Origin of the sequence: Aeromicrobium duanguangcaii (assembly GCF_024508295.1) — a bacterium.
Classification (GTDB): Bacteria; Actinomycetota; Actinomycetes; order Propionibacteriales; family Nocardioidaceae; genus Aeromicrobium; species Aeromicrobium duanguangcaii.
This window is the reverse complement of sequence record NZ_CP101990.1, coordinates 1,145,443-1,166,234: the sequence shown is the minus strand read 5'-3', so window position 1 is coordinate 1,166,234 and position 20,792 is coordinate 1,145,443. Positions and strand designations below refer to the sequence as shown.

At 70.4% G+C, this 20,792-nt stretch carries 22 protein-coding genes and 1 riboswitch; of the genes, 11 read left to right on the top strand and 11 right to left on the bottom strand.

Annotated elements, in window-relative coordinates; genetic code table 11:
• Positions 1–18: 18 nt before the first annotated feature.
• Both NP095_RS05925 and NP095_RS05920 read right to left on the bottom strand, forming a co-directional pair.
• A complete protein-coding gene (locus NP095_RS05925) occupies positions 19–1,356 on the bottom strand; it encodes a class II 3-deoxy-7-phosphoheptulonate synthase (RefSeq protein WP_232416891.1) in 1,338 nt (445 codons plus the stop codon).
• 143 nt (positions 1,357–1,499) lie between these two features.
• A complete protein-coding gene (locus tag NP095_RS05920; RefSeq protein WP_232416892.1) occupies positions 1,500–2,249 on the bottom strand; it encodes a lysophospholipid acyltransferase family protein in 750 nt (249 codons plus the stop codon).
• A 58-nt stretch (positions 2,250–2,307) separates the two neighbouring features.
• Between NP095_RS05920 and NP095_RS05915 the strand changes: the two genes are divergently transcribed.
• Both NP095_RS05915 and NP095_RS05910 read left to right on the top strand, forming a co-directional pair.
• Positions 2,308–3,087: an alpha/beta hydrolase gene (locus NP095_RS05915; RefSeq protein ID WP_232416893.1), complete on the top strand. Its 780-nt coding sequence runs from the start codon at positions 2,308–2,310 to the stop codon at positions 3,085–3,087.
• 28 nt (positions 3,088–3,115) lie between these two features.
• Positions 3,116–3,547 (top strand): hypothetical protein, encoded by a 432-nt coding sequence (locus NP095_RS05910; RefSeq protein ID WP_232416894.1) that lies wholly within the window; start codon positions 3,116–3,118, stop codon positions 3,545–3,547.
• On the opposite strand, the gene NP095_RS05905 is transcribed toward NP095_RS05910, so the two are convergent.
• Together NP095_RS05905 and NP095_RS05900 are read right to left on the bottom strand one after the other, a co-directional pair.
• Positions 3,450–4,487, bottom strand: coding sequence for an ROK family glucokinase (locus NP095_RS05905; RefSeq protein ID WP_232416895.1), 1,038 nt, complete (start codon positions 4,485–4,487; stop codon positions 3,450–3,452). The two genes, NP095_RS05910 and NP095_RS05905, sit on opposite strands and share 98 nt — an antisense overlap.
• A complete protein-coding gene (locus tag NP095_RS05900; RefSeq protein WP_232416896.1) occupies positions 4,480–4,929 on the bottom strand; it encodes an SRPBCC family protein in 450 nt (149 codons plus the stop codon). Before NP095_RS05900 ends, NP095_RS05905 begins: the two co-directional genes overlap by 8 nt.
• Before the next feature lie 72 nt (positions 4,930–5,001).
• Between NP095_RS05900 and NP095_RS05895 the strand changes: the two genes are divergently transcribed.
• Positions 5,002–6,747, top strand: coding sequence for an AMP-dependent synthetase/ligase (locus tag NP095_RS05895; protein WP_232416897.1), 1,746 nt, complete (start codon positions 5,002–5,004; stop codon positions 6,745–6,747).
• A gap of 87 nt (positions 6,748–6,834) precedes the next feature.
• Here the strand turns inward: NP095_RS05895 and NP095_RS05890 are convergent, their stop codons facing one another.
• Complete coding sequence (locus NP095_RS05890; RefSeq protein ID WP_256766125.1) at positions 6,835–7,794, bottom strand: C40 family peptidase; 960 nt, start codon at positions 7,792–7,794, stop codon at positions 6,835–6,837.
• A 9-nt stretch (positions 7,795–7,803) separates the two neighbouring features.
• Positions 7,804–7,956: riboswitch (cyclic di-AMP (ydaO/yuaA leader) on the bottom strand.
• A 42-nt stretch (positions 7,957–7,998) separates the two neighbouring features.
• Positions 7,999–8,235: a hypothetical protein gene (locus NP095_RS05885; protein WP_306173288.1), complete on the bottom strand. Its 237-nt coding sequence runs from the start codon at positions 8,233–8,235 to the stop codon at positions 7,999–8,001.
• 89 nt (positions 8,236–8,324) lie between these two features.
• On the opposite strand from NP095_RS05885, the gene NP095_RS05880 reads away from it, so the two are divergent.
• Complete coding sequence (locus NP095_RS05880) at positions 8,325–10,043, top strand: DEDD exonuclease domain-containing protein (RefSeq protein ID WP_232416899.1); 1,719 nt, start codon at positions 8,325–8,327, stop codon at positions 10,041–10,043.
• Positions 10,044–10,064: 21 nt separating this feature from the next.
• Positions 10,065–10,343, top strand: coding sequence for an Lrp/AsnC family transcriptional regulator (locus NP095_RS05875; RefSeq protein WP_232416900.1), 279 nt, complete (start codon positions 10,065–10,067; stop codon positions 10,341–10,343).
• A gap of 28 nt (positions 10,344–10,371) precedes the next feature.
• On the opposite strand, the gene trpD is transcribed toward NP095_RS05875, so the two are convergent.
• On the bottom strand, positions 10,372–11,427 hold the full coding sequence (trpD, locus tag NP095_RS05870) for an anthranilate phosphoribosyltransferase (RefSeq protein ID WP_232416901.1): 1,056 nt from the start codon (positions 11,425–11,427) through the stop codon (positions 10,372–10,374).
• On the bottom strand, positions 11,424–11,837 hold the full coding sequence (locus NP095_RS05865; protein WP_232416902.1) for a response regulator: 414 nt from the start codon (positions 11,835–11,837) through the stop codon (positions 11,424–11,426). The genes trpD and NP095_RS05865 overlap by 4 nt, the downstream gene beginning before the upstream one ends.
• Before the next feature lie 24 nt (positions 11,838–11,861).
• Between NP095_RS05865 and ctaE the strand changes: the two genes are divergently transcribed.
• From ctaE to qcrB, 4 genes are all read left to right on the top strand, one after another.
• Positions 11,862–12,467 carry an aa3-type cytochrome oxidase subunit III gene (gene ctaE, locus NP095_RS05860; protein WP_429726101.1) on the top strand — a complete coding sequence of 202 codons (606 nt, stop codon included), beginning with the start codon at positions 11,862–11,864 and terminating at the stop codon, positions 12,465–12,467.
• Positions 12,468–12,651: 184 nt separating this feature from the next.
• Positions 12,652–13,458, top strand: a complete 807-nt coding sequence (gene qcrC / locus NP095_RS05855; protein WP_232416903.1) for a cytochrome bc1 complex diheme cytochrome c subunit — start codon at positions 12,652–12,654, stop codon at positions 13,456–13,458.
• A complete protein-coding gene (gene qcrA, locus NP095_RS05850; protein ID WP_232416904.1) occupies positions 13,455–14,546 on the top strand; it encodes a cytochrome bc1 complex Rieske iron-sulfur subunit in 1,092 nt (363 codons plus the stop codon). Before qcrC ends, qcrA begins: the two co-directional genes overlap by 4 nt.
• Positions 14,543–16,255 (top strand): cytochrome bc1 complex cytochrome b subunit, encoded by a 1,713-nt coding sequence (qcrB, locus tag NP095_RS05845; protein ID WP_232416905.1) that lies wholly within the window; start codon positions 14,543–14,545, stop codon positions 16,253–16,255. The genes qcrA and qcrB overlap by 4 nt, the downstream gene beginning before the upstream one ends.
• A gap of 91 nt (positions 16,256–16,346) precedes the next feature.
• Here the strand turns inward: qcrB and NP095_RS05840 are convergent, their stop codons facing one another.
• Complete coding sequence (locus NP095_RS05840) at positions 16,347–17,129, bottom strand: alpha/beta fold hydrolase (RefSeq protein WP_232416906.1); 783 nt, start codon at positions 17,127–17,129, stop codon at positions 16,347–16,349.
• Between the two features lie 45 nt (positions 17,130–17,174).
• Here NP095_RS05840 and NP095_RS05835 point away from each other — a divergent pair, with 45 nt between their 5' ends.
• Positions 17,175–18,518 (top strand): condensation domain-containing protein, encoded by a 1,344-nt coding sequence (locus NP095_RS05835; protein ID WP_232416907.1) that lies wholly within the window; start codon positions 17,175–17,177, stop codon positions 18,516–18,518.
• Positions 18,515–19,087, top strand: coding sequence for an HhH-GPD-type base excision DNA repair protein (locus NP095_RS05830; protein WP_232416908.1), 573 nt, complete (start codon positions 18,515–18,517; stop codon positions 19,085–19,087). Before NP095_RS05835 ends, NP095_RS05830 begins: the two co-directional genes overlap by 4 nt.
• Positions 19,088–19,110: 23 nt before the next feature.
• On the opposite strand, the gene NP095_RS05825 is transcribed toward NP095_RS05830, so the two are convergent.
• Positions 19,111–20,301: a L,D-transpeptidase gene (locus tag NP095_RS05825; RefSeq protein WP_232416909.1), complete on the bottom strand. Its 1,191-nt coding sequence runs from the start codon at positions 20,299–20,301 to the stop codon at positions 19,111–19,113.
• A 92-nt stretch (positions 20,302–20,393) separates the two neighbouring features.
• Positions 20,394–20,789, bottom strand: a complete 396-nt coding sequence (locus NP095_RS05820) for a cytochrome c oxidase subunit 4 (RefSeq protein ID WP_232416910.1) — start codon at positions 20,787–20,789, stop codon at positions 20,394–20,396.
• Positions 20,790–20,792 lie beyond the last annotated feature (3 nt).

The following is a 20,792-nucleotide window of genomic DNA, read 5'->3' as shown; positions in this document are numbered from 1 at the left end:
CCGAGCGCGCCCCGACCCTCAGGAGCGGCCGGAGAGCATCTCCGCGACGAGGAACGCCAGCTCGAGCGACTGGGCGCGGTTCAGGCGCGGGTCGCACAGCGTCTCGTAGCGGTGCTCGAGGTCCTGCGCCGACAACTTCATGCCACCGCCCAGGCACTCGGTGACGTCGTCGCCGGTGAGCTCGACGTGCAGGCCGCCGGGCCACGTGCCCAGCGAGCGGTGCACCTCGAAGAAGCCACGGACCTCGTCGATGACGGCGTCGAACTCACGGGTCTTGTAGCCGTTGTCGGTGGCGAAGGTGTTGCCGTGCATCGGGTCGGTGACCCACGCGACCTCGGCGCCCGCGGCGGTGACCTTCTCGACCAGGGTCGGCAGCAGGTCGCGGATCTTCTCGGCGCCGAAGCGCGTGATGAAGGTGACCTTGCCGGGGACCCGGTCGGGGTTGAGCTTCTCGTAGAGCGCGAGCGCGTCGTCGGCGCTGCTCGTGGGGCCGAGCTTGACGCCGATCGGGTTGGCGATCCGGCTCAGCAGCTCGACGTGCGCGCCGTCGAGCTGGCGCGTGCGCTCGCCGATCCACACGAAGTGGCCGGACACGTCGTACGGCAGGTTCGTGCGCGAGTCGATGCGGGTCAGGGCGTGCTCGTACTCGAGCACGAGCGCCTCGTGCGAGGAGTAGAAGTCGACCGTGTGCAGCTCGTCGGGATCGGCGCCGATGGCCTCCATGAACGCCAGCGCGCGGTCGATCTCGTCGCCGATGCGCTCGTAGCGCTCGCGGACCGGGCTGTTGCGCACGAAGTCGGTGTTCCACGTGTGCATCTGCTTCAGGTCGGCGTAGCCGCCGGTCGTGAAGGCGCGCGCGAGGTTCAGCGTGGCGCTGCTGGCGTGGTAGACGTCGACGAGCCGCTGCGGGTCAGGGTAACGCGCCTCGGGGGTGAAGTCGAAGCCGTTGACCGCGTCCCCGCGGTAGGCCGGCAGGGTCACGCCGTCGCGGGTCTCGGTGTCACTGGAGCGCGGCTTGGCGTACTGCCCGGCGAGGCGGCCGACCTTGACGACCGGGACGCTCGCGGCGTACGTCAGCACGACCGCCATCGACAGCAGGACCCGCAGCTTGTTGCGGACGTTCTCGGCGGTGACGCCCTCGAACGTCTCGGCGCAGTCGCCGCCCTGCAGCAGGAAGGCCTCGCCGCGCGAGACGGCCGCCATCTTGTCGCGCAGGGAGTCGCACTCGCCGGCAAACACCAGCGGCGGCATCTTCCTCAGCTTCTCGACGGCACGGTCCCGCGCGTCGAGGTCGGGGTACGTCGGCTGCTGGGCAGCACCGATCGCACGCAGGTCTTCCAGGCTGGGGATGCTCACCCGCCAAGGATACGCGACCAGCTACCCGGACTCCGACGACGTCCAGATCCATGACGAGCAGCGCAGCGACGAGCCGGCCGGCCCGTGCGGAGCTCTGCGGAGCGCGGGATCGAGGGCGAAGCGCAGCGAGCCCGCCCGGCCCGTCACTCGGCGATCTCCTCCCAGATCTCCTGTGCCTCGGCCCGCTCACGTTCGCGGGCGGCCTGCTTCTCCAGCTCCTTGTCGCGCTTCTTCGCGTCGGGGGCGTAGAGGTCGACGTACTCCTGGCCGGAGAGGTTCATGATCTCGTACATGATCTCGTCGGTGACGGCGCGCAGGATGTAGCGATCGTCCTGCATCCCGTCGTAGCGCGAGAAGTCCAGCGGCTTGCCGAAGCGCACGCCGGGGCGGGCGTACCGGCCGAAGATCTTGCCCGGAGGGGCGACGACGTCGGTGTTGATGACCGCCACGGGGATCACCGGGACCTTCGCCTCGAGCGCCAGCCGCGCGACGCCGGTGCGGCCCCGGTAGAGCTTGCCGTCGTGCGAGCGCGTGCCCTCGGGGTAGATGCCGCAGACCTCGCCGTCGGCCAGCAGCCGCAGCTGCGTGCGGATCGCGCCGGCGGCGGCAGTGCCGCTGCTGCGGTCGATCGGGACCTGGCCCGATCCGGAGAAGAACTGGCGCTGCAGGAAGCCCTTGAGACCGGTCCCCTCGAAGTACTCGGCCTTGGCCACGAACGTCACCCGGCGCGGGATGACCAGCGGCATGAAGAGCCAGTCGCTGTACGACAGGTGATTGCTGGCCAGGATGACGGCGCCCTCGCGCGGGACGTTCTCGGTGCCCTCGGCCCACGGCCTGAAGATCAACTTGAGCACCGGACCCAGCGCCAGGAACTTCAGGAACCAATAGAACACGGACGAGACATTACCGCGCCGCTCCGCCGCCGAGCGTGACATGGGGCACGATGGCGTCATGTCCGACTCCTCCTCGCACGGCGACGCCCCCGTCCGGGCGGGCGCCGAGCCCTTCTACGCCCCCGGCGGCCGCGTCGGGATCCTGCTGAGCCACGGCTTCACGGGATCGCCGGCGTCGATGGCCCCCTGGGGCCGGTTCCTGGCCGAGCTGGGCCACACCGTCGCGGTGCCTCGCCTCCCGGGCCACGGCACCACGTGGCAGCAGATGAACACGACGACGTGGCGCGACTGGTACGGCGAGGTGGACGACGCGCTGACCGACCTGCGCTCGCAGTGCGACTGGGTCGCGGTGTGCGGCCTCTCGATGGGCGGAGCACTGGCCCTGCGCCTGGCCGAGCAGCGGCCCGAGGACGTCGACGCCCTCGTGCTGGTCAACCCCGCGATCGCCCTGAAGCGGCGCGACCTGCTGGCGGTCCCGCTGCTCAGCCGCGTCGTGCCCTCCCTCGCCGGCGTCGGCAACGACATCAAGCTGGCCGGACAGGACGAGGTCGCCTACGACCGCACGCCCCTCAAGGCGCTGGCCTCCCAGCTGCAGCTGTGGCGTGACGTGCGCGAGAACCTCGACCGCGTCACCGCTCCCCTGCTGATGTTCCGCTCGGTCGAGGACCACGTCGTCGACGAGATCACCGCCGGACTGGTGCTCGAGGGGGTCTCATCCCCGGAGTGCGAGCTGATCGAACTGCGGGACAGCTACCACGTCGCGACGCTCGATCATGATGCGCAGTTCATCATGGAGACGTCGGCGCAGTTCATCGCCGATCACGCTCCCACCCCCTGAGGGTGGCCGTATCCACCGGGAGGCCGCCGTGAACGACGCATCCTCGTCATCGGACGACTTCGACCGGATCGTCGAGGGCCTGGACCTGGACCTGACCGGCTTGGAGGACTTCGACGCCTCCGCCGCCCGGGTGACGGCCGAGCGCGAGCGCGCCGAGGAGCAGGCGCGTGAGGAGCGGCGTCTCGCAGCCGAGGCGCAGGAGACGGCGGACGACCAGTTCTACCGCGAGGTCGGACCCGCTCAGCTGCGCTCGCGCGGACGCGTCCGCTTCGCCTGGTTCGTCTTCGTGGGCGGGCCCGCGCTGCTGCTGATCACCACGATGGCGTCCATGCCGCTGCCGACCTTCGCGGCCGCCCTCGTGGTCATCGCGGTCGTCGCCTCCGTCGTCTATCTGATCTCGCAATTGCCGGACCGCGGACCGAGTAACCCGGACTGGCCAGACGACGGCGCCGCGCTCTGAGCCGCGCCAGGTCGGCCGCGCCGACCAGGCCGGCGTCGTTGCCCAGGTGCGCCGCGACGATCCGCGCCTCGGAGCGGTAGCCCCGTCCGGTCAGGTGGTCGGAGAACGCGTGGCGCGCGGGACGCAGCAGCGTCTCGCCGTTCGCGCTGACCCCGCCGCCGATGACGAAGATCCCCGGGTCGAGCGCCGCCGCGAGGTCGGCCAGCCCGATGCCGAGCCAGCGGCCGACGTCGCCCACCCAGGCGACCGCCTCCGCGTCACCGGCCATCGCCAGGCGACCGACGGTCGATCCGTCGACCTGCTCCGGCGTCCCGGCGAGCTCGATCAGGGCTCGGCCGATCTCCGAGCCCTCGGCCACGGCAGCGGCCGCACGGCGCTCGAGCACGCGACCGCTGGCGTACTGCTCCCAGCAGCCACGGTTGCCGCACGGGCACGGCAGGCCGTCCTCGACGACGCGCTGGTGACCGAACTCCCCCGCCATGCCGGAGTGCCCGCGGTAGAGACGCCCGTCGAGCACCATCGCGCCACCGATTCCGGTGCCGAGGTTGACCATGACGACGTCGGGGTGGTTCTGGGCCGCCCCGAACCGCCACTCGGCCCACCCGGCCGCGTTGGCGTCGTTGTCGACCAGGACCGGCAGGGCGGTGCGCCGCACGACGGCGTCGCGCAGCGGCTCGTTGCGCCAGGCCAGGTGCGGCGAGAAGACCACGGTGGACCCGGTGACGTCGACGTAGCCGGCCGCGCCCACGCCCACCGCCCGGATCACGTACTGGTCGCGGAACTCCTCGACGATCTCGGTGATCGCGTCCAGGACCGCCGTCGGATCGGTCGTCGGGGTCGCGCGGCGCGCCCGGGCCAGGATCCGGCCGTCCTCGTCGACGACGCCGCCGGCGATCTTGGTGCCGCCGACATCGATCCCGACGGCGAGCCGCTCAGACACCGGGCCGGCTCTCAACGCGTCGCTTGAGGCCCTTCAGAGCGGTGTCGACGATGACCTTCTCGGCCTTGCGCCGGAGCATGCCCAGCAACGGCAGCCGCAGCTCGACCGCCAGCTGATAGGTCACCCGCGTGCGTCCGCCGGCGACGGCGTCGAGCGTGTACGAGCCGTCCATCGCCGAGAGCATCGTCTCGTCCTGCGGCACCAGGCTCCACGTCACCAGCCGCTCGTCGCGCCACTCGTAGCGCAGCGTGAAGGTGTCACGGATCGGAGCGGAGTCCACGACGAACCGGACGTCCTGCGGCCGGCCCTGCCGGTCCCGCTCCAGCACGGTGACCTCGCGCATCCCCGTGGCCCAGTCGGGGTAGGCGTCGAACGCCGATATGACCGACATCACAGCAGCGGGCGGAGCCTCGATCACGATGTCACTGACGGTGCGCGCCATGTCCACCTCCCTCGACTGCCGCACAGCCTATCGGCGCGGGACCGCCATCGGCGGGAAGGTACGGTGCTGTCTGTGAGCACGCAGAAATCCCCCGCCGTGACCGTCGAAGATTGGGGCACCCTCAGCCAGGACATCCTCGACCGGCTCGAGGCCGACCGCGACAAGGTGGCCCTGCGCCGCGTCGTCGACGGCGCCTGGGTCGACGTCACTCTCGCCCAGTTCCACGCCGAGGTGATCGCAGCCGCCAAGGGCCTGCTCGCCGACGGCATCGCCCACCGCGACCGCGTCGCGATCCTGGCCAAGACCCGGTACGAGTGGACGGTCCTGGACTACGCCAACTGGTGGATCGGCGCCGTGACCGTCCCGATCTACGAGACCTCCTCGGCCTCGCAGATCGCCTGGATCCTGGCCGACTCCGGTGCGACGCACATCTTCTACGAGAACGAGGACCACCGGCTCCGCATCGAGGAGGCGCGTCGCGAGACGCCCGAGCTGACGTCGATCCGTCCGCTCGGTGACGTCCTGACCTCCCTGGCCGCCGAGGGCGTCGACATCGACGACGAGATCGTCGAGAAGCGCCGCGCGGCCGTCGTGCCCGGCGACTTCGCGACCATGATCTACACCTCCGGCACGACCGGACGCCCCAAGGGCTGCGAGCTGACGCACGCGAACTTCCGTGCCGAGCTGGCGGGCGCCAAGATCCGCCTCGACGCGATGTTCGCGGCCGACGGCGCCTCGACGCTGCTGTTCCTGCCACTGGCGCACGTGTTCGCCCGGATCATCCAGGTCGGCGCGATCCGCTACGGCTCGGTCCTGGGCCACACCGCCGACATCGCGAACCTGGTCGACCACCTCGGCCAGTTCCGCCCGACCTTCATCCTCGCCGTCCCGCGGGTGTTCGAGAAGGTCTTCAACTCCGCCAGCACCAAGGCGTACGCCGAGGGCAAGGGCCGCATCTTCGATGCGGCCGTGCGGACCGCGATCGCCTACAGCCGCGCCACCGAGACCGGCCGCGCCTCCCTGGCGCTCAAGTCCAAGCACGCGCTGTACTCCAAGCTCGTCTACAGCAAGCTGCGCAACGCGCTGGGCGGCCGCGCCGAGTTCGCGATCTCCGGCGGCGCTCCCCTGGGCGACCGGCTGGGGCACTTCTACCGCGGCATCGGCGTGAACGTCCTCGAGGGCTACGGCCTGACCGAGTCCACCGCCGCGCTGACGGTCAACCATCCCGGCGCGCAGCGCATCGGCACGGTCGGCCCGCCGATGCCCGGTGTCGAGGTCCGCATCGCCGAGGACGGCGAGCTGCAGTTCCGCGGGCCGCAGGTGTTCGTCGGCTACTGGAACGCCGAGGCCGCCACGCGCAACGTGCTCAGCGAGGACGGCTGGTTCTCGACCGGTGACCTCGGCGAGGTCACCGAGGACGGCTTCGTCAAGATCACCGGCCGGAAGAAGGAGCTCATCGTCACCGCGGGCGGCAAGAACGTCTCGCCGGCGATCCTCGAGGACCGCGTGCGCTCGCACTCGCTGGTCAGCCAGTGCCTGGTCGTCGGCGAGGGCAAGCCCTTCGTCGCCGCGCTCGTCACGATCGACCGTGAGGCGTGGGAGGGCGACCTGGACGACCCGGCGCTGCTCGAGCAGGTCCAGAAGGCGGTCGACGACGCCAACAGCCAGGTGTCGCGCGCCGAGGCGATCCGCAAGTTCGCGATCCTCGAGGAGGACTGGACCGAGGAGAACGGGTACCTGACCCCCTCGTTCAAGGTCAAGCGCCACATGGTCGTGCGCGACCTGCACGACCGGATCGAAGCGCTCTACGTCCGCTGAGACCCAGGACGAGGAACGGCCCCCGGCGCAGTGCGCCGGGGGCCGTTCTCTGTGTGCCCGTTCTCTGTGTTCTGAGCGCGGTGCGGGTCAGGACACGCGCGCGTAGACACCGAAGCCCGAGGACAGGCTGGTGATCTCGACGCTCTTGCCCGGACGGGGCGCGTGGATGACCTTGCCGCCGCCGAGGTACATGCCGATGTGGGCCATGCTCGGGTAGGCGACGAGATCGCCGGGCTGCAGCTCGCCGGCCGAGATCTTGCGACCGGCCGCGATCTGCGGGCCGACGACGCGCGGGATCGAGACCCCGGCCGCGGCGTAGGCCTTCATCATCAGGCCGGAGCAGTCCCAGCCGTCCGGGCCGGTGCCACCGTAGACGTAGGGGTCGCCGAGCTGGCTCATGGCGAACGCGATGGCCGCCTTGGCCGCGCCGGAGCCGGAGTTGCTCACCGGCTTGACGTCGCCGCCCTCGTTCATGGCCGACTGCTGCGGCGCCGAGAGGCGGGCGAAGTCGGCCTTGGCCTTGCGGTAGGACTCGGTCAGCTGCGCCTCGGTCTTCTTCGCCTTGGCGACCTTGGCGGCGAGCTCGTCCTCGTGCTCGGCCAGCTGGGCGCGGCGCTTCTGCAGTTCGACGCGGGTGCGCGTGAACGACTCCAGCGCGTCGGCGCGCGTGGTGTTCAGCGCGTCGATGGCGCTGAGGCCCTCGATGAACAGATCCGGGTCCTTGCTGCCGAGCAGGCCGACCGTCGGGCCGAGCGGCTGCTCCATGTGCTGCTGGACGATGTCGGCGCCCAGCTCGTCGCGCTGGACGGTGTAGACCTTGCGGATCTTGGCGATCTCGGCGCTGACCTCCTCGATGCGGGCGTCGAGGTCCTCGGCGTCCACGGTGAGCTGGTTGAGCGCCTCGTTGGCGGCCTCGGCGCGGTCGAATGCCTTCTCGACATCAGCCCGAGTGACCTCGGGATCGGCGTTGGCTGGGGAGACGATGATGAAAGAACCGGCCACGACGGCCGATGCAGCCATGGCGGCTGCAGCAGTGCGAAAGCGCACGAAGACAACTCCTGTATACCTCGACGCCTACCAGGTGAGCTGACGGATTCGGGCCTCGGTATTGCCCTACGACCGGCAAGCCGGTCGATTCACCCCACGTACCTTGGTTCCCCGGCTCGTCGTCGACCACGCGGGTCTCGGACGATTCGGCGGTGTCGCCGTCGGCGACACGGACGCAACTGTACGTCGGGCAGCCCAGGGGATTCAACCGGCGTCGCGGTGCGGCTCCGGATCGCTGAGGCCCACCACGAGGCGGAGCGGGGGCACGAGCCCCGAGGCGGCGAGGGTGTCGAGTGCGGCACGCTCGTCGGCGTCGAAGGCGACGTCGCTGGGCGGTCCGAGCAGCACGGAGACGACGCAGTCCCCGCACACGGCTGGGCAGCGGACGAGGCAACTGTCACAGTCGACGACGACCGGTGCCGTGGGTTCCATCTCGTTCATGCCCGCGACGCTAGGTGTGACGTCCGACAAATTCGCTCTGCGGCACCGCCTGCCCGGATTCGTCGGACCCGCGACCTACGGTCTGATCCATGGCACCGCACCAACCCGCCTTCGACGATCCCGACATCGACTGGGGCGGTCGCCCGCTCCACGACACCACGTTCTGCGTGGTCGACCTCGAGACGACGGGCGGGTCGCCGGCCAAGGGATCGCGGATCACCGAGATCGGCGCGGTCAAGGTGCGCGGCGGCCAGATCCTCGGCGAGTTCCAGACCCTCGTGAACCCCGACCAGCTGATCCCGGCGTTCATCACGGTCCTGACCGGCATCACCGACCAGATGCTCGTCGAGGCGCCCCGCATCGCCGAGGCGCTGCCCAGCTTCCTGGAGTTCGCCCACGGCACCGTCCTGGTCGCCCACAACGCGCCCTTCGACGTCGGCTTCCTCAAGCACGCGGCCAAGGAGCTGGGCATCACGTGGCCGGGCTTCGACGTCATCGACACGGTCCCGCTGGCCCGCCGGGTGCTGCTCCGCGACGAGGTCCCCAACGTCAAGCTCGCCACGCTCGCCGCCCGCTTCTCCCCCGTCCAGCCCGATCACCGAGCCCTCACCGACGCGCGCGCCACGGTCGACGTGCTGCACGCCCTCTTCGAGCGGCTCGGCACCTGGAACGTCGCCACGGTCGAGGACGTGGCCACCTTCACCGCCAAGGTCACGCCCCAGCAGCGCCGCAAGCGTCACCTCGCCGACAACGTCCCGGACGCCCCCGGCGTCTACCTCTTCCGCGACGCGCGCGACGAGGTGCTCTATGTCGGCACGTCACGGTCGCTGCGCACCCGCGTGCGCTCCTACTTCACCAAGGCCGAGACCCGCAGCCGGATGGGCGAGATGATCTCGCTGGCCGAGCGGGTCGACACGGTCGTCTGTGCCACCGACACCGAGGCCCGCGTCCGCGAGCTGCGCCTCATCGACCGCCACCGCCCGCCGTACAACCGTCGCTCCAAGTTCCCCGACCGCCTCTCCTGGCTGCGCCTGACCGACGAGCCCTGGCCGCGCGTCTCGATCGTGCGCAAGGTCACCGAGGGCGGGGCCACCCACATCGGCCCCTTCGGCAGCCGGCGTCAGGCCGAGGCCGCGCTGGCGACCCTGCACGACGCGTTCCGGATCCGCCAGTGCACCGGGCGTCTGCCGATCCTGCCCAGCCGGGCGGCCTGCGTGCTGGCCGAGCTCGGCCAGTGCCTCTCCCCCTGCGACGGCGCGATCTCCTCAGCCGACTACCTGCACGAGGTGGGACGCGTCCGCACCGCGATGACGGCCGACCCCGTCGAGGTCGTCACGCACCTGGAGCGCCGCATGGCCCATCTGGCCGAGTCCCAGCGGTTCGAGGACGCGGCCGTCCTGCGCGACCGCGCCGCGAGCCTCATCCGCGCCGTGCGCCGCACCCAGCGGCTCGACTCCCTCGCCCGCGAGCCCGAGGTGATCGCCGCGGCCCCGCACCAGGACGGGTGGCAGGTCCACGTCATCCGGCACGGTCGCCTCGCGGCCGCGGCCATCCTGCCGCGCCACGTGGCCACCACGCGGGGCGCCACGGCCGGGTGGGTCGACACGCTGCTGTCCACGGCCGAGTCGGTCGAGCCGGCCCTGCGGCCCGTCCCGTCGGCGCTCATCGAGGAGACCGAGACCCTGCTGCGCTGGCTCGAGTCGCCCGGCGTGCGCATGGTCCGTGGCGCGTGGCAGTCACCGTGGCCCGCGGCGGCGCGCCACCTCGTGCGGTTCGACGTCGACCTGGAGGTCGCGCGGATGGCCTGAGGCCACCGTTAGGCTGGCGAGGTGATCACCGCCATCGTCTTCATCCAGGCCGAGGTCTCGTCCATCCCCGAGACCGGCGCAGCCATCGCCGACATCCCGGGGATCAGCGAGGTCTACTCCGTCACCGGCGACCACGACCTCATCGCGATGGTGCGCGTGCGCGACCACGACGAGATCGCCTCGGTCGTCGCCGACCGCCTCAACAAGGTGCCCGGCGTCCAGTCGACCCAGACCCAGATCGCCTTCCGCACCTTCAGCCGTCACGACCTCGAGGGCGCGTTCAGCATCGGTCTGGACTGAGCCCAACCCTCGCGCCCAGTCCCGCGCCTCAGCGCGCGTGACGCGACGTGGCGTCGACCCAGCGAGCCAGGGCGTCGCGGGCGGCACCGGAGTCGATCGACTCCTTCGCACGGGCCACACCGGCCCCCAGACGCTCGACCAGGCTGCCCTCGGCGCCCTCGTGGGCGGCGATCGCCGCACCGGCGTTGAGCACGACCGCGTCGCGGACCGGACCGGTCTCGCCGTCGAGCACCCGACGGAACACGTCGGCGTTGTACTCCGGCTCGCCACCGCGCAGCGCATCGGCGGGCGCGAGCTCGAAGCCCAGGTCGGTCGGATCGAACACCTGCTCCTCGATGCCGTGATCCCCGGGGCCCCAGAACCGCGTCGTCGTGGTCACGGTGATCTCGTCGAGACCGTCGTCACCACGGAACACGAAGGCACTGCTGCCCCGGCGTGCCAGGACGTCGGCCATGAGCGGCGCCATCCGCGGGTCCGCGCAGCCGATCGCCGAGGCGGCCGGCCGCGCCGGGTTGGTCAGCGGGCCCAGGAAGTTGAAGAACGTCGGGATGCCGAGCTCGCGCCGGGCGGGCCCGGCGAAGCGCATGGAGGCATGGAACACCGGCGCGAAGCAGAAGGTGATGCCGGCCTCGCGGTAGACGTCCAGCACGCGCTCGGCGGGCACGTCCAGACGCACCCCGAGCCGCTCGAAGACGTCCGCCGTGCCGGACTGGCTGGAGGCGGCGCGGTTGCCGTGCTTGACCACGCCGATGCCCGCGCCGGCCGTGGTGACGGCAGCCATCGACGAGATGTTGACCGTCTTGGCCATGTCACCGCCGGTGCCGACGATGTCGACCACCCGGTCGGCCAGGTCAAGCGTCGTCGCCTTGGCGTACATCGCGTCGACCAGGCCCTGCAGCTCGGCCGCCGTCTCGCCCTTGGCGCGCAACGCGACGGCGAAGCCCGCGATCTGCGCCCCGGTGGCGTCGCCGGAGAGGATCTCGTTCATCGCCCACTGCGTGGCCGACGTGTCGAGGTCGTGACCGGCGAGCAGCCGGGTCAGGACGGACGGCCAGGTGAACCCCGCCGGACGGGCGCCGCTCAAGGACGCGCGCCGGACACGGCGGCCCCGCGCAGCAACGCGATGACCGACTCGGCCAGCCGGAACGGGTCCAGCGGCTGGGGCACGACGGCGTCGGCGCGCGACCACGTCGCCAGCCACGCGTCCTGCGGGCGGCCGGTCAGGACCAGGCTCGGCGGCGCCTGGTAGAGCTCGTCCTTCATCTGACGGGCGATTCCCATGCCGCCGGAGGGCCGGGCCTCGCCGTCGAGGATGGCCAGCGCGATGCCACCGGCATCGAGCTGCTGCCAGACCACGGGCTCGGTCGCGCACTCGACGTACTCAAGGGGCGGAAGGTCAGGGTGGGGTCGGGCGCCCAGCGCGGCGACGACGGCAGATCTGACGTCGCGATCGTCGCTGTAGAGCAGGACTCGAAGGGGCTGGTGCTGGCTCACGATCGCATCGTACATAATGAGCGTGTGGCAACTACTTCTGCGATCCCCGCGTCCCGTCTCCACGGCGTCGAGGGCCGTCCGTCCTACGTGACCGTCGGCACCATCGTGTGGCTGGCCAGCGAGCTGATGTTCTTCGCGACCTTGTTCGCGGCCTACTTCACGGTGCGCAGCGTCGCCCCTGACCTGTGGGCGTCCGAGACCGAGTTGCTGAACATCCCGTTCGCCACCGCCAACACCACGATCCTGGTGCTCTCGTCGGTCACCTGCCAGCTCGGCGTCTACGCCGCGGCCAAGGGCAACGCGGCCGGCATGCGCAAGTGGTTCATCATCAGCTTCGTCATGGGCTCGGTGTTCATCGCCGGCCAGGTGACCGAGTACGCCGAGCTGATCCACGAGGGCCTGACCATCCAGAGCTCGGCCTACGGCAGCCTCTTCTACCTTGCCACCGGCTTCCACGGCCTCCACGTCGTCGGCGGCCTGCTGGCCTTCCTCATCGTCATCGCGCGCACCTACGCGGCCCGCAAGTTCACCCACGAGCAGGCCGTCTCCGCGATCGTCGTGTCCTACTACTGGCACTTCGTCGACGTCGTCTGGGTCGCTCTGTTCGCGGCCATCTACATCATCCGCTGAGCCCGCGCCGCACAGGCGCACCTAACTACACAGTCTGAGCCCAGCGCTCGCTACTCTGATGCGAACGCATAGGCCCCACATTTTCTGGGGACGGCAGCACGCGCCGTCCCCACCTGGTCCGATTTTTGATCCTTCAGGAACGAGGTTCTCGGTGCGGAAACTGTCGACACGCCGCCGGCATCCCATGGCGCTTCTGGCGCTGCTGGCACTGGCGCTCTTGCTCACCGGCGCGGCCTACGCGACGGTGGCTCCGGAATCGGCCACGGCCGAGTCCGCCCCTTCCGTCTCCGATGTCGAAGCCGGACGGCAGCTCTTCGTCGTCGGCTGCGCCAGCTGCCACGGCATGAACGCCCAGGGCGTCACGACCAGCGGCAAGGGTGACAACCCCGGCAACTACGGCCCCTCCCTGATCGGCGTCGGCGCTGCCGCCGTCGGCTTCCAGATGGAGACCGGCCGCATGCCCATGGCGCAGACCGCGCCCCAGGCCGTGAAGAAGCACGTCGAGTACACGCAGGACGAGATCAACCAGATCGCGGCCTACGTGGCCACGCTGGCTCCCGGCCCCTCGCGTCCGTCCGACGAGGACATCGACTGGCAGAGCGTCGACGAGGAGGGCATCTCCGAGGGTGGCGAGTTCTTCCGCACCAACTGCACGGCGTGCCACAACTCCGTCGGCGCCGGCGGCGCGCTGCCCAGCGGCCGCTTCGCCCCGTCGCTCAAGGGCGTCGAACCCATTCACATCTACGAGGCGATGCTGACCGGACCGCAGCAGATGCCCGTCTTCTCCGATGACGTGCTGACCCCCGAGGACAAGCGCAACGTCATCGCGTACGTCAAGACGATCCAGCAGCAGGGCAACGCAGGCGGCATCGGCGGCGGCGGGCTCGGCCCGGTCGTCGACGGCATGTTCGTCTGGGTGATCGGCATGGGCGGCCTGACGGCGTTCGCGGTCTGGATCGGCGTGCACGGAACGAGGTCGAAGAAGCGATGAGCACGGAAATCGAAACCACCGGCGATCCGATCGCCGACCCGGGGCTCCAGCCCCACCAGTACCGTCCGCAGGACGTCGACGTCGCTCAGGAGCGTCGCACCGAGCGCCAGATCGCCGCGATGTTCGGCCTGGCCACGCTGCTGCTGATCGGCTTCTGCTTCGCGTACTTCATGATCGACGCGGACGAGCGGGTCTTCGCCTTCGGCGACCCGGCATCCGGTAACGCCTTCGGCGGCTGGTCGGCACAGAACTTCGCGTTCGGCACCACGCTCGGTGGCGGCCTGCTGCTCATCGGCGTGGGAATCATCCAGTGGGCCAAGAAGCTCATGGGCGACCACGAGATGGTCGAGATGCGCCACCCGGCTGGCTCCAGCGACGACGATCGCTCCGCCACGATGGCCGACATCAACGCCGGCATCCAGGAGAGCGGCATCGGCCGTCGTCCCCTGATCCGCAACAGCCTGCTCGGCGCCGTCGGCGCCATGGGCCTGCCGGCCATCGTGCTGCTGCGCGACCTCGGCCCGCTCCCCCACGACCAGGACGTCACGGTCTGGAAGAAGGGCATGCGCGTCGTCAACGACGTCTCGGGCACGCCGATCAAGCCCTCCGACCTCGAGGTCGGTCAGCTGGTCAACGGCGAGCCCGCGGTCTTCTTCGAGACCGACGGCGAGGGTCACCCCGTGATCCATGGTCACGACCTGCTCGCGGCCAAGGCCAAGGCGGCGGTCATCGTCGTCCGCATGCGTCCGCAGGACATCACCCCCGCCAAGGGACGTGAGAACTGGGGCGTCGACGGCATCCTGTGCTACTCCAAGATCTGCACCCACGTCGGCTGCCCGATCAGCCTGTGGGAGCAGCAGACGCACCACCTGCTGTGCCCGTGCCACCAGTCGACCTTCGACCTGGCCGACAACGGCAGGGTCATCTTCGGTCCCGCCGCCCGTCCGCTGCCGCAGCTGCCGCTCGCGGTCGACGGCGAGGGCTACCTCATTGCAGTCAGCGACTTCCCCGAGATCGTGGCTCCGAGCTACCCCGAGCTCGCTCGCGACCAGAAGCAGCTCAACAAGAAGTTCGGCGGTGACCTATGAGCCAGAGCACGTTCACCCGGGTTGAGGACTCCCCCACCGGAAAGAAGCTGGCCGGCCCCGTCGGCTGGCTCGACGATCGGCTCGGCCTGGCCGCAGCCGGCAAGAAGAACCTGCGCAAGGTCTTCCCCGAGCACTGGTCCTTCATGCTCGGCGAGATCGCCCTGTGGAGCTTCGTCGTCCTGCTGATCACCGGCGTCTTCCTGACGCTGTGGTTCGTCCCCAGCATGGGCGAGGTCGAGTACACGGGCTCGTACGGCCCGCTCTACGGCATCGAGATGTCGCAGGCCTACGCCTCGACGCTCGACATCTCGTTCGACATCCGCGGCGGCCTGCTGATGCGCCAGATCCACCACTGGGCGGCTGCCCTGTTCGTGGCGGCGATGATGGCCCACGCGCTGCGCGTGTTCTTCACGGGCGCGTACCGCAAGCCGCGTGAGGTCAACTGGCTCATCGGCGTCGGCCTGCTGAGCCTCGGCATGGTCGAGGGCTTCGCGGGCTACTCGCTGCCCGACGACCTGCTCTCGGGCACGGGCCTTCGCTTCGTCGACGGTCTGATCCGCTCGATCCCGCTGGTCGGCTCGTACCTGGAGTTCTTCGTCTTCGGTGGCGAGTTCCCCGGCGACATCATCATCCCGCGCCTGTACATGGCCCACATCCTGCTGATCCCGGCCCTGCTGCTCGGACTCATCGGCGCCCACATGCTGCTGCTCGTCTACCACAAGCACACGCAGTGGCCCGGCGCCGGCCGCACCGAGGACAACGTCGTCGGCTACCCGATGCTCCCGGTCTACATGGCCAAGGCCGGCGGCTTCTTCTTCGTCGTCTTCGGCTTCCTGGCGCTCATGGGCGCACTGATCCAGATCAACCCGGTGTGGGCGTACGGTCCGTACAACCCGTCCGAGGTCACCGCCGGCTCGCAGCCGGACTGGTACATGGGTCTGTCCGAGGGCCTCGTGCGCCTCATGCCTCCGCTGGAGACCACGTGGTTCAACCGCACGTGGACCTGGAGCGTGTTCCTGCCGGGTGTCGGCGGCCTGGGCATCCTGTTCACCTCGCTGGCCCTGTGGCCGTTCATCGAGAAGTGGATCACCGGTGACCAGCGCGAGCACCACCTGCTCGAGCGTCCCCGCAACGCTCCGGTGCGCACCGCGCTCGGCGTCGCGGCGATGACCGCCTACGGCGTCGGCTGGATCGCCGGCGGCAACGACATCATCGCGCTCAAGTTCGGCCTGGACATCTTCGCGATCACGTGGGTGCTGCGATTCGGGCTGTTCATCTTCCCGGTCATCGCGTTCATCATCACCAAGCGGATCTGCATCTCGCTGCAGCGCAAGGACAACGAGACGCTGACCCACGGCTGGGAGACGGGCGTCATCGACCGCTCCCCCGACGGCGGCTACTCCGAACGCCATGCGCCGCTGCCCGAGACCGAGGCCTACACGCTCACGGCCTCTCGTGAGCGTCTGCCCGAGCTCGACGCCGAGGTCGCGCACAAGACCGACGCCTACGGTGTTCGCAACCCGAACTACCGCAAGGAGTCGTTCCGCGCGAAGCTGCGCCGCTTCTACTACGACGGTTCGGTCGACAAGCCGACCCGCACGGACATGGAGCACGCGGCCGAGCACTTCGAGCACAACGGCGAGCACCCGGTCGAGCTGGGAGACGACTTCCAGGGAGTCTCCGAGACGGGCGTCCCGCGCGTCCACTGATCCACATCGCACGTACGAGGGCCCCGACCATTGCGGTCGGGGCCCTCGTGCGTTGCTCGTGCGGTTCGTGCCCGCGGGGGTGGTGGCCCGCTCAGCGGCTGTGCTGCGCGATGTCGGCCGCCAGCACGCCCGGCCAGCGGCGCACCTCCGCACCGGTCCGGGCGACCTGCAGCGTGGCCCGAGGCATGAGCTCGACCAGCGCCTCTGCCGTCGACAGCGGGTGGGCCGGGTCCTCGACCCAGGCCAGCACCGTGGTGGGGACCTCGATCCCTGCGAGCGCGTCGGGCGCCGGCAGGTCGCTGCGAGCGGCGCCGCGCAGCACCGACGGCAGCAGCTCGGCGGTCACGTCGGGCACGGTGTCGGGGTGGCCGACGGTCGCCGGGGGTCGCGGGGCGTCCCTGCCCTCCTCGATCACGCGCTCGATGCCGTCCGTCTCGATGAGGTCGGCCATGCGCAGGTAGTCGCCGGCGCGGGCCGCTCGCGTGGCCCACGCCGTGGGCGGCAGCAGCAGGGTCAACCCGCTGAACCGGTCCGGCTCGCGGACCGCGGCGTGCAGCAGCGTGGCGGTTCCCATGGACGGGCCCACGCCGTGCACCCGCTCCCCCGGGAACCAGTGGTCCAGCAGACGCAGGAGATCGTCAGCCAGCGAGGGCCACCGGTAGTCCTCGGGCTCGGCGCGGCCGGACGAGTGGCCGTGGCCCCGCGCGTCGTAGCGCAGCAGTCGCGTGCCGGACAGTCCGCGGCCGAGGTCGAGGTCGAGCACCCGGTCGCGTGCCCGACTGGACGTGAGGCCGTGGAGTTGGACGACCGCGGAGCCGGACTCGTCGCTGAACGCCCAGGCGAGCTCGGCACCCGGCACCGTGAACCTGTGCACGCCGCCTCCTGCGCTCGCGTGGGATCAGGGGAATAGGTTACTGGCATGCGTCTCACGCACGTCGCGCACCTGCGCCTGCCGTTCGGCCCCCTGCTGAGCCACGACCTCACGTTCTCGGCGCCCGGCGCTCCCCTGCCCGTGTCGTTCGACCAGGCGCGTCACGTCGGCGCCGGCGACCGGGCCGGCTCCTGGATGGCCCTGGCGATGCGTCTGGGCGCTCCGGTGGCCCGCGAGGACCTCGCGGCCGCGTGGCGGGCCGTCGTGGCCTCCCACGGCACCCTGCGCTCCGTGTTCGTGCCCGGCGCCGACGCGACGCCCGGCCTGCACGAGGTGACGGTCGGCGACGGAGGCTGGACCGAGCACGAGGTGAAGCCCGGCCAGGCGATGAACGACGCGCTCCACGCGGTGCTGGACGCGGGGTGCCGGCCCTACTCGAAGCCCTCTCACCGCTTCTGCGTCATCGAGACCGCCGACGGCCCGACCCTGGTCGTCGCGGCCGACCACGCCCACGTCGACATGTGGTCGATGCTGGTCATCGCCCGTGACGTGCTGGCGGCCCTCGACCAGCGCCGCCAGGGCATCGAGCCCACGCCCCGGCAGGTGCCGGCCTTCGCCGAGCACACGGTCGCCCTGCAGCAGCGCTCCCCCGCCCCGCCCGAGATCCACCGCCGCTGGGCCGAGGTCATCGACGCAGGCGGTGGCGCGATGCCCCGCTTCCCGCTCCCCTTGGGCGACCCGACGCCGCAGCCCGAGCGGGTCGTCATCCGCGACGTGCTCGATCTCGACAGCCTGGCCGCCTTCTCGGCCCGGGCCGCCGCCGAGGACGCCACCACGCTGGCCCTGGCCGTCTCCGCGATGACCACGACCACGCGAGAGCTCGCCGGCACCGCCCTGCGCACCGTCTTTCCCGTACACAGCCGCTACGAGGAGCGCTGGCACGACTCGGTGGGCTGGTTCATCACCAACGCCGTCCTCGAGTCGGAGAACCCCGACCCGAAGGCCTGCGCCGACGCCGTCCGCGAGGCCATCCGGCTCGGCTCGTGGCCGCTGGCCGACCTGATGGCACCCTGGGGCGGGATGCCCGAGGCTCCGGGCATGTTCGCGGTCTCGTGGCTGGACATGCGCCGGCTCCCGGTCCGGATCGACACCGCCGGACTGGACGCCCAGTACGTCAGCGCCGCCATCTCGACCCAGGGCGTGATGCTCTGGTTCATCATCGACGACTCGGGTGTGCACCTGCGGTGCCGCTACCCCGACACCGCCACGGCGCGCCGCAACGTCGGCGCCTGGCTGGACGATCTCGTCGCCCGCATGCGCGCGCTCGCCACGGGCGCCCCCACGGGGCCTGGCGCAGCACCGGAGGAACGACCGGCGAGGATGGGGGCATGAGCCTCTCGATCACCGGCGACGCCACCGCCGACCAGCTGCTGACCGACGACCCGTTCGCTCTCCTGGTCGGGATGCTGCTCGATCAGCAGATCGCGATGGAGACGGCGTTCGCCGGTCCGGCGAAGATCCGCGAGCGGGTCGGCACGCTCGAGCCCGCCGAGATCGCCGCGCAGGACCCCCAGTCGTTCGAGGCCGTGTTCCGCCAGACTCCCGCCGTGCACCGCTACCCCGGGTCGATGGCCGGTCGCGTGCAGGCGCTGGCGGTCGCCGTGCGCGACGAGTGGGGTGGCGACGCCTCGGCGATCTGGACCCAGGGCTCGCCCGATGGGGCCGAGGTGCTCAAGCGGCTCAAGGCGCTGCCGGGGTTCGGCGAGCAGAAGGCCAAGATCTTCCTCGCCCTGCTGGGCAAGCAGTACGGGTACACCGGCGAGGGCTGGCGCGAGGCTGCCGGCGACTACGGACAGCCGGGGCACCGCAGCGTCGCCGACATCACGAGTCCCGAGACCTTGACGAAGGTGCGCGAGTTCAAGCGAGAGCAGAAGGCGGCGAAGAAGGCCGCACAGTCCTGATCACGGGACCGGCCGGCTGAGGCTCAGGCCGCCGGGTCCTCGCCCTGCAGCGCCGAGCCCTCGAGCCAGTCGCTCCAGGACACGTTCCAGTCCGTCCAGCCGTTGGCCGGCTCGAGACGCCGGGGACTGCCCACGTAGCGGACCACGTCGCCGCGCTTGCTCTGCGAGAACAACCAGCCGGCGTTCGCCGTGCTCATGCCCACGCAGCCGTGACTCACGTTGGCGTTGCCCTGCGACGCGGCCGACCACGGCGCGGCGTGCAGGAACTCCCCGGAGTTCGTCACCCGCAGGGCGTACTTGACGCCCTTGAGGTTGTAGTAGTTCGGGTCGTCGGAGTCCACGCCGGTCGTGGCAGCGTCCATGTCGATGGACTCGTGCTTCTCCATGACGAGCTTGGTGCCGTTGCGGCTGCGGTGCGAGGCGTCGCCGGTCGACACCGGGATCGTCCGGCGGGCCTTGCCGTCGATCTTGACCGTCATGCGGTGCCGCTTGGTGTCGACGATCGAGACGACCGACCGGCCGACCGTGAAGTCCACGCGCTGGTCCTGCTGGCCGTAGATGCCGTCGCCGGCGGGGACGCTGTTGAGGGCCAGGTCGACCGAGACCTTGGTGCCGGGCTTCCAGTAGCTCTTCGGGCGCCAGTGCGCGGTGTTGTCGCTGAGCCAGTACCAGCCGCCGACGGTCGCCGGCTGGGCCGTGACCTTCATCCGCTTCTCGAACGCGGCGCGATCCTTCACGGGCAGGTCGAAGCTGACGATGACGGGCATCCCCACGCCGACGGTCTCGCCCTGGAGCGGCGCCACGGCGGGATAGGTCTGCTCGTCGAGCGACAGCGCCTTCGTGGTGAAGCGCGTCGTGGACGTGACCTTCTTGCCGTCGTCACCCGTGCCGGCGGCCGTGAGCACGTACGACGTGCCGGGCTCGAGGAACTGCTGCGCGGTCCAGCGGACGCCGCGGATGTCACCGGGGACCTTCGTCTTGCCGTCCTGCGAGGCCAGCGACACGTCCGACAGCTGGCCGTCGAATCCGTCGACCGTCACCAGGGTGTCGACCGGGACGGACGAGGCGCCGTTGTCGACGTTCGTCTCGATCGTCAGCGGGTCCTTCGGCGCCACGGCCTTGACGGGGTTCTTCACTCCCCCGCCGTCGGTGCAGCCGGAGAGGACGAGCACGGCGAGCATCAGGCTCGTGACGAGGCGTCCGACAGTTCTCATCCTCAAAGTGTAGGCAGCGGACCCACCTTCCCCGAAAACGCAACGCACCCGGTGTCGAGGACACCGGGTGCGTTGCGTGAGAGGAGGTCGGCTCAGTGAGCGTGCTCGCCTCGGTAGAACTCGAACAGCCAGCCGATGACGCAGATCGCGCCGAACGGCAGGGCCATGATGAACAGCCACCAGCCGAAGACGACACCCAGGACGAGCAGTCCGAACGACAGGGCGGCGAACAGCGGCCACCAGCTGAAGGGCGGGAAGAAGCCCAGCTCGCCGGCTCCCTCGAGGATCTCGCCGTCCTTGCGGTCCTCAGGACGCTCGGGAATGGCCTTGGTGACGAACCACAGGTAGAAGCTGATCATGAAGAACAGCAGCATCGCCATGGTCAGCGCGGTGGTGCCGGTGACCTCGTGCGTCAGCGCCCAGTAGACGGGCGTGACGATCACGAAGAACACGCCACAGCTCAGGAAGAGCCAGAACTCCTTGCGCATCGG